The 13598-nt window shown below is 65.0% G+C and carries 12 protein-coding genes; 7 read left to right on the forward strand and 5 right to left on the reverse strand.

Annotated features, from left to right (window positions below; all coding sequences use genetic code 11):
• Positions 1 to 63 precede the first annotated feature (63 nt).
• Both I6F21_RS33175 and I6F21_RS33180 read right to left on the reverse strand, forming a co-directional pair.
• On the reverse strand, positions 64 to 1008 hold the full coding sequence (locus I6F21_RS33175) for a LysM peptidoglycan-binding domain-containing protein (RefSeq protein WP_036006428.1): 945 nt from the start codon (positions 1006 to 1008) through the stop codon (positions 64 to 66).
• Positions 1009 to 1181: 173 nt separating this feature from the next.
• Positions 1182 to 1598: a MarR family transcriptional regulator gene (locus tag I6F21_RS33180; RefSeq protein WP_225175229.1), complete on the reverse strand. Its 417-nt coding sequence runs from the start codon at positions 1596 to 1598 to the stop codon at positions 1182 to 1184.
• Positions 1599 to 1768: 170 nt separating this feature from the next.
• Here I6F21_RS33180 and I6F21_RS33185 point away from each other — a divergent pair, with 170 nt between their 5' ends.
• Positions 1769 to 2977, forward strand: coding sequence for an ABC transporter substrate-binding protein (locus I6F21_RS33185; RefSeq protein ID WP_225141558.1), 1209 nt, complete (start codon positions 1769 to 1771; stop codon positions 2975 to 2977).
• Between the two features lie 16 nt (positions 2978 to 2993).
• Entirely contained in the window at positions 2994 to 4172 is a 1179-nt protein-coding gene (locus tag I6F21_RS33190; protein ID WP_225141556.1) for a cytochrome P450, read from the forward strand.
• Positions 4173 to 4203: 31 nt separating this feature from the next.
• Here I6F21_RS33190 and I6F21_RS33195 read toward each other — a convergent pair whose 3' ends face one another.
• Entirely contained in the window at positions 4204 to 4923 is a 720-nt protein-coding gene (locus tag I6F21_RS33195) for a hypothetical protein (protein ID WP_225114525.1), read from the reverse strand.
• 285 nt (positions 4924 to 5208) lie between these two features.
• Here I6F21_RS33195 and I6F21_RS33200 point away from each other — a divergent pair, with 285 nt between their 5' ends.
• The 4 genes from I6F21_RS33200 (at position 5209) to I6F21_RS33215 (ending at position 8897) form a co-directional block, all read left to right on the forward strand.
• Positions 5209 to 6132 (forward strand): ABC transporter ATP-binding protein, encoded by a 924-nt coding sequence (locus I6F21_RS33200; RefSeq protein ID WP_036006409.1) that lies wholly within the window; start codon positions 5209 to 5211, stop codon positions 6130 to 6132.
• On the forward strand, positions 6129 to 6890 hold the full coding sequence (locus I6F21_RS33205) for an ABC transporter permease (protein WP_036006407.1): 762 nt from the start codon (positions 6129 to 6131) through the stop codon (positions 6888 to 6890). Before I6F21_RS33200 ends, I6F21_RS33205 begins: the two co-directional genes overlap by 4 nt.
• Positions 6891 to 7053: 163 nt before the next feature.
• A complete protein-coding gene (locus I6F21_RS33210; RefSeq protein WP_225141554.1) occupies positions 7054 to 7863 on the forward strand; it encodes a L,D-transpeptidase in 810 nt (269 codons plus the stop codon).
• A 38-nt stretch (positions 7864 to 7901) separates the two neighbouring features.
• On the forward strand, positions 7902 to 8897 hold the full coding sequence (locus I6F21_RS33215; RefSeq protein ID WP_128263074.1) for a glycerophosphodiester phosphodiesterase: 996 nt from the start codon (positions 7902 to 7904) through the stop codon (positions 8895 to 8897).
• 106 nt (positions 8898 to 9003) lie between these two features.
• Here the strand turns inward: I6F21_RS33215 and I6F21_RS33220 are convergent, their stop codons facing one another.
• Positions 9004 to 11283: a fused MFS/spermidine synthase gene (locus I6F21_RS33220; protein WP_225141553.1), complete on the reverse strand. Its 2280-nt coding sequence runs from the start codon at positions 11281 to 11283 to the stop codon at positions 9004 to 9006.
• A 218-nt stretch (positions 11284 to 11501) separates the two neighbouring features.
• Here I6F21_RS33220 and I6F21_RS33225 point away from each other — a divergent pair, with 218 nt between their 5' ends.
• Positions 11502 to 13112: an NAD(P)/FAD-dependent oxidoreductase gene (locus tag I6F21_RS33225; protein ID WP_036006399.1), complete on the forward strand. Its 1611-nt coding sequence runs from the start codon at positions 11502 to 11504 to the stop codon at positions 13110 to 13112.
• 274 nt (positions 13113 to 13386) lie between these two features.
• On the opposite strand, the gene I6F21_RS33230 is transcribed toward I6F21_RS33225, so the two are convergent.
• Positions 13387 to 13551: a Flp family type IVb pilin gene (locus I6F21_RS33230; RefSeq protein ID WP_036006397.1), complete on the reverse strand. Its 165-nt coding sequence runs from the start codon at positions 13549 to 13551 to the stop codon at positions 13387 to 13389.
• Between the last annotated feature and the right edge of the window lie 47 nt (positions 13552 to 13598).

Below are 13598 nucleotides of genomic sequence, written 5' to 3' on the forward strand. Positions count from 1 at the left end.
CCCCAACCCTCCCCCGCAAGCGGGAGAGGGAGCGCACCGCCTTCTGCCGCAAGATAACGGCCCCTACCTCCGCGCCGCCGGTGACGCCGGCGGCGTGGCCATCGCGGCGGCCGGCTCGGGCGGTGTCAGATGGCGGGGGACGATGATGGTCTGGCCCGGCGTCAGCTGCGCGTTCTCGGGCAGCGAGTTGCTCTGCGCCAGCGTCCACAGCGGCACGCGGTTTGCTGCTGCGATGCTCTCCATGGTGTCGCCGCGGCGCACCGGCACCCGCACGCCGCTGTCCCACAATTCGACCAGCGTGTCCGCCGGCACGAGATAGCGCAGCGGCACGGCATCGGCCTGCGTTTGCGGCGGAATGCGCGGCAGCTGCGTCACCATCTCGACGATCTGACGATGGATATCGTCGGACTTCTCGATGTTGATGTGGGTGACGCGCGCGTTCCGCTTGAGGTCATAGCTGGCGTAATGGCCGCGAAAGCCGGGAACAGCCACGACGTCGCCGCCGCCGAGCACGCTGTCGGACAGGAAGATGTTGATGAAGCGCTCGACGTTGAGGGGAACATCGCCGGTCGCTTGCGCGGGATCGATGGCGATGACGAGGCTGATCGGGATGTTCTCCTTGGCCGCCATCTCGGAGATGACGATCGAGCACAGCCCGCCCATGGAATGGCCCATCAGCACGATCGGCGCCGGCGATTCCTTATAGCTGGAGATGGCGCGATCGCCGATCCACCGGCAGATGGTGAATTCGTAGACGTTGGCCGAGAAGCCGGCCTTCGTTAGCTTCTCTTCGAGCCGATCCATGCCGGTCGAGAAGATCGGGCCCATGGCGCCGCGGAACAGGTAGATTTTTGGCGGCGGCAACGGCTCGAACGGCGGAGGCGGCGGCGGCGCGGCGGGGGCGGTCGCGTTGGTCTTGGACTTGGGGGGAGTAGCAGCGGCCATGCCACTGCTCAAGGCGAGCAGCACCACTGCTGCCAGCGCGAGGAGTCGCCTCGAATGAATCATCAGTCCAGCAGTCCCACCACGGGAGGCAGGGGCCTCCCCTGACCGGCTTAGTGACCATCGATTGGGTGGATTTTGGGGCACGGGAACCGACCATCTCTCGTCCGGCGCCCTCTCCGGCTGCCGCGCCGCTGGACGTGGCTGCGACCGTCGGCCTCAGGCGGGCCTCTCCCGGGCTAAAGCGGCAGCAGCCGATTGAGCAATTCGAGCAGGGTGCGTTGCTCCGCCTCGGTGAGCGGGGCCAGCATCTTCCGGTTATAGAGCCCCGTCAGGCTTGCCCCGTCCTGAATGAGCTTGGCGCCCTTCGGCGTAAGCATCAACTCGACGGCGCGGCGGTCGGATTTCGAGCGGTTACGCTTGATGAAGCCGGACGATTCCAGCTCGTTCAGGATCTTGATCAGGTTCGGCAGGCGCAGGCGGAGCAGGCTGGCAAGGCTGCTGGGGGGAACGCCCGGATTGTCGCGAATGACGACGAAGATCGCGTAGGTCGCCGGCGTCAGGCCCAGTGCGGCGAACTCCTCGTAGAAGCCTTCGAAGAACTTCAGCTGCGCGAGCCGCAGCATGAAGCCGGGCGTGCGCTGCAGCGCGCGCAAGTCCAGTGACGTCTCCGACGGTTGAGGGGGCTTCGCTCCGGGTCTGACTGCTTTCGGGCTCATGATCCTGGATCCGGCGGCCACAAGTCGGCCGAATTGACACTCTCAAAAATAGCTATAAAATATAACTATTATAGAGCGGCACCAAGACCGCCCATGGGAGGGACACAATGAACAGCAAATTCCTGCATAAACTGTGCATGGTGGCCGCGGTGCTGACCGCCGCACCGGCCTTGGCCCAGGACGTCGTGAAGATCGGCATCCTGAACGATCAATCGGGGCCGTTCGCGAGCTATCAGGGCATCGGCTCGGTCGTCGCCGCCAAGATCGCCGTCGAGGACTATGGCGGAAAGGCCGCCGGCAAGCCGGTGGAAGTCGTTGCGGCGGACCATCAGAACAAGACGGACATCGGCATCGGCATCGCCCGGCGCTGGTACGAGAACGAGAGCGTCGATGCGATCTTCGACATTCCGAACTCGTCGATTGCGCTCGCCGTGGCCGGCATGAGCGCCGAGAAGAACAAGGTCTTCGTGGGCTCGGGCGCCGGCACGGTGCTTCTGACCGGGGAGAAGTGCACGCCAAACACCGTGCACTGGACCTACGACACCTATTCCTACGGGCGCGGCCTCGGCAAGGCCATCGTGCAGCAGGGCGGCAAGAAATGGTTCTTCATCACCGCGGATTACGCGTTCGGCCATGATCTGGAAAAGCAGGCCGCGGAAGCCGTGAAAGCGTCCGGCGGTGAGGTGCTCGGCAGCGTGCGGCATCCGTTGGGCACGGCTGATTACGCCTCATTCCTGCTCCAGGCCCAGGCGTCGGGCGCGAGCGTCATCGCATTCGCCAATGCGGGGGACGATACCATCACCTCGATGAAGCAGGCCGCCGAGTTCGGGCTGACGAAGGATCACAAGCTGGTCGGATTGATCCTCGGCATGAACGGCCTTCCCGCGCTTGGGCTCAAGTTTGCGCAGGGCGCGCAGATCATGAATCCGTTCTACTGGGATCTGACCGACGGCACGCGTGCTTTCGCGAAGCGCTTCGCCGAACGCATTCCCTCGAAGGCCTATCCGAACGACATGCAGGCCGGCGTCTATGCCTCGGTCATCCACTACCTCAAGGCGGTCGACAAGGCCGGCGGCGCCAAGGACGGCAAGGCCGTGGTCGCGACGATGAAGCAGATGCCGACCGACGATCAGTTGTTCGGCAAGGGCTACATCCGCAAGGACGGCCGCAAGATCCATCCGCTCTACCTGTTGCAGGTCAAGGCCCCCGAGGAATCGAATTCGTCCTGGGATCTGCTGAAGGTCGTTGCCACGATCAAGGGCGAGGACGCGTTCCGGTCCGAGAGTGACGGTCAGTGCCCGCTCGCAAAGCAATAGCGGTTCGGAGCTGACCATGAGCGGCATTGCATCCAGTCCGGTCGATCCGTTCGCGCCCGGCTTTCTGACGGATCCCTATCCCGCCTATGAGGCGCTGCGCGCAATCGGGCCGGTGTTCGAAGTGGAGCGCTACGGCGTGTGGGCCATGGCGCGCAATGCCGAGGTCGAAGCGGCCCTGAAGGACTGGAAAACGTTCATCAGTGGCGAGGGCGTCGGGCTGAACGGGATGAACCCGGCGCTGCCAAAGCCGCTGACCCTGCAGATCGATCCGCCCGACCACGACAAGGGCCGCCGCGTGCTCGGCCGCACGCTGTCTCCGGGCGTCACAAGGAAGCTGCGCGAGACGTTCCAGCGCGAAGCAGAGAGGAAGGTCTCGGAGCTGATCGACAAAGGCACGTTCGATGCCGTGACCGATCTTGCGGAAGCCTATCCGATGAAGGTGTTTCCGGACGCGATCGGCATCCGCCCCGATGGGCGCGAGAAGCTGCTCGCCTGGAGCACGTTCGTATTCAACAGCTTCGGCCCGGAGAACGAGATCCTCGCGGCGTCGCGGAAGGACGGCCTCGCGGCGCAGAGCTGGATCATGGAATGTTGTGCGCGCGATGCGCTACGGCCCGACAGCCTCGGCATGATGATCTACCAGGCGGCCGATGAGGGCGAGATCACCGAGCACGAGGCGACGCATCTGGTGCGGCCGTTCCTCACGGCCGGGATCGACACCACCGTCAATGGCATCGGCAATACCCTGCTCGCGCTCGCCACCCATCCGGACGAATATCGCAAGCTGCACGAGAAACCAGAGCTGGCACGCAACGCCTTCGAGGAAGGTCTGCGCTACGATTCACCGGTGCAGACGTTTTTTCGTACCACCTCGCGCGATGCCGAGATCGGCGGCGGCATGATCCCGGCGCACCGCAAGGTGCTGCTGTTCATGGCCTCCGCCAATCGCGATCCCGCGCGCTGGGACAAGCCGGCCCGTTTCGACGTGGAGCGGGTTGCGACCGGCCATGTCGGCTTCGGCGCAGGCATACACGCCTGCGTCGGCCAGATGATCGCGCGTCTGGAGGGCGAATTGATCTTCGGCGAGCTCGCAAGGCGCGTGAAGACGATCGAGCTCACGGCGGAGCCGAAGCGCAGGCTCAACAATTCCCTGCGCGGGCTGGAGAGCATGCCGGTTCGCGTGACGCCAGCTTAGGCGGGCATCACGCTGCAGGATGCGCGACGGCTCAATTCCTCGCCGGATCCGTTGCCGCCGCCGCGCGTGCGGGCCGCGGCGCAGCGGGTTCGGCGACTCGCGCAGCCGGGGCGCGCGAGCGCATGATGGCGGCGTCGATCTCGGCGATGACGCGGCGCTGGATCGCCTCGTTCTTGTCGATCGAGATGTGGCCGACGCCACTGCCGCGGATGTCGACATTGTCGAGCTTGCCGCGGAACCCGGCCGCGGCCCGCACCGGCTCGCCGGGGCCATCGCCGATATAGATGTTGATGTAGCGTTCCGCGCCAGTCGAGAGCTTGGTCTTGAACACGGAGTCGAGGCCGATCGCGAGCTTCACGGGCACGCCGAGCTGGTTGAGCTTGGCGATCATGTCGGGCAGCGCGGTCGCACCCGAGGAATGGCCGACCAGGATGATGGTCTTGAGCCGACCGGCCTTGTAGGCAGCCGCCGCTTCATCGGCGAGCGAGGACCAGGACACGAAATTGGCGACGGTCACCGGGATGCCCTGCGCCTGGAGGCGGGCGCCGATCGTGTCGAGGCCGAGCGAGAAGATGTTGAGCACGCCGCGTAGCAGATAGACATGCGTGGTCGCCACCGCGGCCTGGCTCGGCGCGGCCTTGGCGGTGGTCGGGCTGATGGCAACAGCTGACAGCAGGAGCAGACCCATCGCCCACGCACGGAGGGTGGACAATTGGCTTGCGCCGGCGGTGTGACGGCCGTTCGGTCTCATCGATCTTTTCCCTGGAGACAATACGCTTCGCGATTGGCCAAAATCGTAGCCACGGCGCGCTCGCAGACGCAACAAAGAGGCGCGTGAGCGCCAATCTTAGCAGCAAGCCGTGACCATCGCGCAACACTTGCCCGGAACATGCCACTAAAGCGCCTGTTTTGAGACCATTTTTCTCCGGGGAATTGCGGAGGGACAATGGCGTTCCTATTTCAGGGCTCCGCCGACCTGTCCTCCTGGATGGTCCGGCCCCCTCCCCAGCCTTTGCTCCTCAGCCTCGCGGCCATCATGTCTTCCATCATCTCCGTCGCCAATCTGTCGAAGACCTATGGGTCCGGCTTCAAGGCGCTCAAGAACGTCAACCTCGACATCAAGCGCGGCGAGATTTTTGCGCTGCTCGGCCCCAACGGCGCCGGCAAGACCACGCTGATCTCGATCATTTGCGGCATCGCCAATCCGAGCGAGGGCCGGGTCCTGGTCGGCGGCGAGGACATCCAGACCTCCTACCGCAAGGCGCGCTCGCTGATCGGCCTCGTGCCGCAGGAATTGCACACCGACGCGTTCGAAAGCGTGTGGGCGACCGTGAGCTTCTCCCGCGGCCTGTTCGGCAAGCCGAAGAACCCCGATCACATCGAGAAGGTGCTGAAGGCCCTCTCGCTGTGGGACAAGAAGGACAACAAGATCATCACGCTCTCCGGCGGCATGAAGCGCCGCGTGATGATCGCCAAGGCATTGTCGCACGAGCCGCAGATCCTGTTCCTGGACGAGCCGACCGCCGGCGTCGACGTCGAGCTGCGCAAGGGCATGTGGGAGGTGGTACGCGGGCTTCAGCAATCCGGCGTCACCATCATTCTCACCACGCATTACATCGAGGAAGCCGAGGAGATGGCCGACCGCATCGGCGTCATCAACAAGGGCGAGATCGTGCTGGTCGAGGACAAGACCACCTTGATGCAGAAGCTGGGCAAGAAGCGGCTGACGCTGCATCTGCAGAACAAGGTGACGGCGTTGCCGGAAAGCCTCAGCCAATACGAGCTCGAGCTCTGCGACGGCGGCGCGACGCTGGTCTACGATTACGACACCCAGGGCGAGCGCACCGGCATCACCAGCCTGCTCGGCGATTTGCGCGCCGCCGGCATCCGCTTCAACGACCTCGACACGACGCAATCGTCGCTCGAGGACATCTTCGTCGACCTCGTGAGGACGTCATGAACCACCGCGCCATCCGCGCCATCTACCTGTTCGAAATGGCGCGTACCTGGCGGACCCTGCTGCAAAGCATCGTCTCGCCGGTGGTCTCGACCTCGCTCTATTTCGTGGTGTTCGGCGCTGCGATCGGCTCGCGCATCAGCGAGGTCGAGGGCGTCAGCTACGGCACCTTCATCGTGCCGGGCCTGATCATGCTTTCGGTGCTGACGCAGAGCATCGCCAACGCCTCGTTCGGCATCTACTTCCCGAAATTCACCGGCACGATCTACGAGATCCTGTCGGCGCCGATCTCCTATTTCGAGATCGTGCTCGGCTATGTCGGCGCCGCCGCCACCAAGTCGATCATCCTGGGCCTGATCATCCTGGCGACCGCCGGGCTCTTCGTTCCATTGCATATCCAGCATCCGGTCTGGATGCTGGCCTTCCTGGTGCTGACGGCGGTGACGTTCAGCCTGTTCGGCTTCATCATCGGCATCTGGGCCGACGGATTCGAGAAGCTGCAGATGATTCCGATGCTGGTGGTGACGCCGCTCACCTTCCTCGGCGGCAGCTTCTATTCCATCGACATGCTGCCGCCGACATGGCGCACGGTCGCGCTGCTCAACCCGGTCGTCTATCTGATCTCCGGCTTCCGCTGGAGCTTTTACGAGATCGCCGACGTCAGCGTGTCCGTCAGCATCGGCATGACGTTGGCCTTCCTGGTGATCTGCCTGGTCGTGATCTGGTGGATTTTCCGAACCGGATACCGGCTCAAGAACTGACCACGCGGCGCTCGCGAAAATGTCAGCGCCGCCGGCCGGCGCGGCACAAAGCGGCCTTGCTTACGCCTGCCATCACGTTAACGATGGACAGGCTGGCCGCTGGAACCAACGCCGGGCTGCAGGCATAATGCACGCCGGGGGACGGAGAGCCGCGGCGCTAAGCATGAACAGGCCGGAGGCCAGAAGTCAGATGCGTTCGTTTTTTATTGCTCTCACATCCCTGATGCTTTTGAGCGCGGGCACCGCGCAGGCCAAGGTCGAGATCACCGTCTACAAGGACAATCAGCAGATGACCGTCGCCGTCGACGGGGTCGCGCGCTACCGCTGGCCGGTGTCGACCGGCCTCCCCTCGCGCGAGACGCCGAACGGCGCCTTCCGGGCCTTCCGCATGGAAGAGGATCACTACTCCAAGGAATTCGACGACGCACCGATGCCGCACGCGATCTTCTTCACCAAGGTCGGGCACGCCATCCACGGCACGGACTCGGTCGGCCGGCTCGGCTCGCCGGCATCCCATGGCTGCGTGCGCCTGTCGCGCCAGAATGCCTCGACGCTCTATGCGCTGGTGCAGCAGCAGGGCGTGCTCAACACCACGGTGACGCTGACCGGCTCGGCACAGGTGGCGCTGGCGCGCAATCCGCGCGGCCGCAACAACACTGCGGTGGCCCGCGCCCCGCAGCCGGCCGAAGACCAATACGCCACCACCGGCGCCCCCGTGGACCTGACCCCGCCGGCGCAGCCCGCGCGGCGCTACATGCCGCAGGACGACAATTACATCTACCCGGCCGACGGCAGCGACACCGGCGCGCGCTATCCGGCGCCGCGCTCGGCCACCCGCCCGCTCTACGACGCGCAGGTCTATCAGCAGCAGCCGCGGCCTTATTACGACCAGGGCTACGGCCAGCAGGGCTATTACTATCAGCCGCAGCCGCGGCAGGTTTATCAGCCGCGCGGCTACTACTATCAGAACTGACCCGGCGACCATCAACCGCCCTTGACCGTCGAGGCACCATGCCATCACGTGCCACGACAATCCCGGTGCTGCTCTCGCTGCTCACTGCCGGACAAGCCATGGGATCTGATTTGGCCTTCGACCTCGAGGCGCATCGCGGCGGGCGGGCGCTGCTGCCGGAGAACACCCTGCCCGCCTTCGCCCATTCGCTGACGATGGGCGTGGACACGCTGGAGCTCGACGTCGGCGTCACCGCCGACGGTGAAGTCATCGTCGCGCATGAGCGCGGGCTCAATCCCGATCTCGCACGGCGGCCCGATGGCGCCTACATCGCTCCGCCCGGCACGCCGTTCGTGAAATTGCGGCTCGACGAGATCAGGACCTATGACGTCGGCCAGATTCGGCCGGACAGTGCCTATGCGAAACAATTTCCGGGCCAGCGTGCCGTCCCGGGCACTCGCATTCCCACCTTGCGCGAGCTGTTCGCGCTGGTGCGCAAGTCCGGCAACAGGCAAGTGCGCTTCAACATCGAGACCAAGATCGATCCGAACCGTCCCGATGAAACGCTTGATCCGCAAGAATTCGTCGCGAAGCTGCTCGGGGTGATCGAGACCGAGGGAGTCTCCGATCGCGTCATGATCCAGTCGTTCGACTGGCGAACCTTGCGTCGCGTCCAGCAGCAGGCGCCGAACATCCCGACCGCGTACCTGACGATCCAGCGCGGCCTGGCTCCGACGGTAGCGCTCGACAAGGCGACAAACTGGACGGCGGGGTTCAACCCGGCCGATCACGCCGGCTCGCTGCCGCGCACGATCAAGGCTGCGGGCGGCGCGATCTGGTCGCCCTATTTCGGCGACGTGACCGCGCCTCTGGTCTCGGAGGCCCACGCGCTCGGACTGCGCGTCGTGGTGTGGACGGTGAACAAGCGCGAGGACATGACGCGCATGATCGAGCTCGGCGTCGACGGCATCATCTCGGACAGGCCGGATCTATTGCGAGAGGTGGCCGGCGCTAAGGGAATTGCGCTGCCGGTGGGGACGCCCGTGGCGCCGTAGTTGCGATGCCTCGTAGCCCGGATGGAGCGTAGCGAAATCCGGGACAGTACCACGCCGGGAGCGCCCCCGGATTGCGCTTCGCTCCATCCGGGCTACGAAGAGAGCCCTACTCGCCGTCCTTCCAACGCCGATATAGCGCGCCAAGGATGTTGGAATAATCGTCGGTCCAGACCCGCACCCTGTCGTCGGCTTCGGTCTGTTCCCATTGCTTGGAGGACGCGAGCCTGCCGATGTCGGCCTCCTCGCGCGCGGAGATGACGACGTCGGTGGAGAAGATGTAGTCACCATCGCGCCCGGAATCCTCGTTGAAGACCCAGCTCTTGAGATCATTGGCGTCCGCGATACCGACGACGACGGTTTCGAGGTCCAGATGCCGGTTGGAGACGTGCATCACCACGGCACCGTGCGGCGCGAGCTTGTCCTTGTAGATCTTCATCGCCTCTTCGGTCGCAAGATGGATCGGGATCGCGTCGGACGAATAGGCGTCGACGATGACGAGATCATAGGCGCCGTCGGGCTCCTTGGCGAAGGTGAGGCGCGCATCGCCGATGACGGGCTTCATGTCGGGCATGCAGCTCGAGATGTAGCGGAAATTCCTCGGGTCGCGTGCCGCGTCGACCATGGACTGATCGATCTCGAAAAAGGTCCAGTCCTCCCCCCGCTCGGCGGCGCAGGCGAGCGTGCCGGAGCCGACGCCGATCGCGGCGACCTTCAGCGGCGCGCCCTTGCGCTCGCGGATCGCGCTGACGGCCTGACCGATGCCGCCGTCCTTGTGATAATAGGTGATCGGCTCGGGCCGGCCGGCAACAGGCGTGCCGTCATTGTTGCGGAAACGCTCGGCGCCATGAATGGTGGTGCCGTGCATCAGCACGTGGAAATAACCGCCCGGCGTCACCACGATCTTGTGCACGCCGAAGAAGCTGCGCACGGTCGTGACGCGGCCCTCGTCCGCGGGATAGACGCGGATCAACGCCAGCGCCAGCACGACGGTGGCAAAGATCTTCCAGCGCCCGGCATTGAGGATCAGCGCGAGCAGCGCGGCGAGCACGCCGACGGCGCCGGCGACCCAGACACGATAATCCTCGAACCAGGTCGAGAGGCCACCGGTCGTATATGACGGCGCGATGAGCGCCACCGCGAGCGCGGCGAGCGCCAGCCAGTACCATTTGACGATTGCGGCCAGCCGCTCACTCCCGGACGGACGGCACAGCGCGGCAAGCGCGATCAGGATCGGATATTCGGCGATCCACGAGAAGGTGAAGGGCGCAACGAGCCCCGCGAACAAGCCGCCGACCATGCCACCGAACGACAACGCGACATAGAAGCCGGTGAGATATTTGGCGGCAGGCCGCGTCCGCGCCAGCTCGCCGTGGCAGGCCATGGCGATGACGAAGAAGCAGAGTTGATGTCCGCCGAGGGTCAGCAGCAGGTTCTGCTCGCCGCCGAAAGCCAGCAGGACGACGACGCCCGCAATCGCGACCGGCTGGAGCATCAGCATCCATTTGTGCGGCAGCAGCGGCCGCGACTGGAACACGACGACCCAGGTCAAGAGGTAAAGCGACAGCGGCAGCACCCACAAAAGCGGCGCCGCCGCGACGTCGGTCGAGATGTGCGCGGTGACGGCGATGAGCAGGCCCGATGGCACGGCGGCGAGGAAGATCCAGCGCAGCCGCGTCAAGAGGCCGGGCGCGGGTGCATTCACGTCCTCGGCCCGCGTGTCGGTCACCGCCAACTTCGGCGAACGCAACAACAGCACGCCGCAGGCGCCGATGAGGAGGATCAGCAGGCCATAGCCACCGGTCCAGAACCGGTTCTGCATCTGCAGCGTGAACATCGGCTCCAGCAGGAACGGATAGGACAACAGCGCGAGGAAGCTGCCGACATTGGAGGAGGCGTAGAGGAAATAGGGATCGTGCCCGGCCGGATGGCCGGTGCGGACGAACCAGGCCTGCAGCAGCGGATTGTTCGCGGCGAGCGCAAAGAACGGCAGCCCGATCGAGACCGCGAACAGGGCGAGCAGCCAGACTGCGTAGCCCGAAGCCGGCGGCTCGCCATAGGCGGAGGCGATGCCGAGCGGCAGCGTGGCGAAGGCGGCGAACAGCAGCACCAGATGTACCGCGACGGGGACGATCCGGTTCCGCGCCTGCATCAGCAGATGCGCATAGGCATAGCCGGCCAGCAGCAGCGACTGGAAGAACACCATGGCCACCGACCACACCGCCGGCGAGCCGCCGAGCCGCGGCAGCACCATCTTGGTGAACAGAGGCTGCACCGAGAACAGCAGCAGCGCGCTGACGAAGATCGCAGCGGTGTAGACCGTCAGCAGCAGCCGGTTGCGCGACGACGACGGCTGCTCCGTGGCGGCGGGTTGCACGATCGAATCCATGAATGCTCCGGCTCAAACCCCGGCGGGCGCCGGATCGCGCGCAATGGAGCACAAGGCGCCTGGACGGGCAATAAAGTGTGGCGTGATGTTGCAGCAAGGAATGCTTGATATAAGAGGGTCGTTCCGGGCGATGCAAAGCATCGAACCCGGAACCTCGAGATTCCGGGTTCTCGCTTCGCGAGCCCCGGAATGACAGTAGACCGGGCCTCGCATTCTTCATGACAGATACCGACGTCATCATCATCGGCGCGGGCCATAACGGCCTCACCTGCGCGACCTATCTGGCGATGGCGGGCCTGCGCGTGCGCGTGGTCGAGCGGCGCAAGGTGGTCGGCGGTGCCGCGGTGACGGAGGAGTTTCACCCCGGCTTTCGCAATTCTGTCGCCGCCTACACCGTGAGCCTGCTCAATCCGCAGGTGATCCGTGACCTCAAGCTTGCCGAGCAGGGCCTGCGCATCGTCGAGCGGCGTGCGCAGAATTTTCTGCCCGCGCCGGACGGCAGCTATCTCCTCACCGGCGAGGGACGAACGAAAGCCTCGGTGGCGCGGCTCAGCGCGCATGATGCGGAAGCGCTCGACGGCTTCGCGCGCGAGCTGGAAGGCATTGCCGACGTGCTCAGGCGGTTCGTGCTCCGCGCGCCGCCGAACCTGCTCGACAGCTTTGGCACCAACGCGGTCCGCGAGGCCGTGAACGCTTTGCAGAGCGCCAACATTCTGCGCGGCCTGACGCTGGAACAAAGCCGCAGCCTGCTCGATCTGTTCACGCGCTCGGCCGGCGAGATGCTGGACGAACGTTTCGAGCACGATCTGGTCAAGGCGCTGTTCGGCTTCGACGCCATCGTCGGCAATTATGCCAGCCCCTACGCCGCCGGCTCGGCCTATGTGATGCTGCATCACGCGTTCGGGGAGGTGAACGGCAAGAAGGGCGTGTGGGGCCACGCCATCGGCGGCATGGGCGCGATCACGCAGGCGATGGCGCGCGCGGCACGCGACCGTGGCGTCGTGATCGACACGGATGCCGGTGTGCGCGAGGTCATCGTCGAGCGCGACCGCGCCGTCGGAATCGTGCTGGAGAACGGCTCTGCGATCCGCGCGAAATATGTCGCGGCCAATGTCAATCCAAAGCTGCTCTACACGCGGCTGATCGCGGCCGATGCTCTGCCTGCGGACTTCCTCGCCCGAATGCGGCATTGGAAGAACGGCTCCGGCACCTTCCGGATGAATGTGGCGCTGGACCGCCTGCCCTCCTTCACGGCGCTCTCAGGCGAGGGCGATCACCTCACCTCCGGCATCATCCTGGCGCCGAGCCTTGGCTATATGGACCGTGCCTGGCTCGACGCGCGCGCGCAGGGCTGGAGCCGCGAGCCCGTGGTGGAGATGCTGATCCCCTCGACGCTCGACGACACGCTGGCCCCGGCCGGCAAGCATGTCGCGAGCCTGTTCTGCCAGCATGTCGCACCAGGGCTTCCCGATGGAAAGTCGTGGGATGACCATCGCCACGAGGTCGCCGATCTCATGATCGCGACGGTGGATAAGTACGCGCCGGGATTTGCGGCAAGCGTGCTCGGCCGTCAGATCCTGTCTCCGCTCGATCTCGAGCGGCAGTTCGGGCTGCTTGGCGGCGACATCTTCCACGGCGCGCTGACATTGAACCAGCTGTTCTCGGCGCGGCCGATGCTGGGCCACGCCGATTATCGCGGGCCGCTGAGAGGCCTCTACCATTGCGGATCCGGCGCCCATCCCGGCGGCGGCGTCACCGGCGCCCCCGGCCATAACGCCGCGCAGGCCATCCTGCGGGATCACCGCGCCCTGTTCGGAAGCCGTGGATAGGGCTGTGGATTGGTTGTGGACAGGCTGTCGAAAGGCCTGTGAGCGGCCAGAGGAGGCCTGGGCGATACGGCCAGGAGCGATCCTGGGGAAAGCCGGTGGGAAATCGGCGGGGCGATCAGGGGAAAAGTGGTGGACAAAGTCCGGACAAGCAGGCGGATAAGCTGTGAAGTCGGGCGGCAAAAACGACCTCGCCCGCCAGGGGAGACCCCTAGCGGGCGGTGATCAGAAACAGCCTTTGAAGAAAATAGCCCCCGCTGGAAAATGGCGGCGGAAATTACTTCAAGGAGGTGCTAATCGAAGTGAACTTCTCGTTCATGGTGGTGCCCAGGCCGTTCACCACGGTAATGATCGCCAGGGCGATACCCGCGGCGATCAGGCCGTATTCGATCGCGGTTGCACCGGACTCATCCGACCAGAACTTCTGAATCATGCGCTTCAAGACTCGCCTCCGTTTCAATTCCAAGCTGCGTTGACTTGCTTCTACAT

The organism is Bradyrhizobium sp. NBAIM03 (genome assembly GCF_020194055.1).
Lineage (GTDB): Bacteria > Pseudomonadota > Alphaproteobacteria > Rhizobiales > Xanthobacteraceae > Bradyrhizobium > Bradyrhizobium yuanmingense.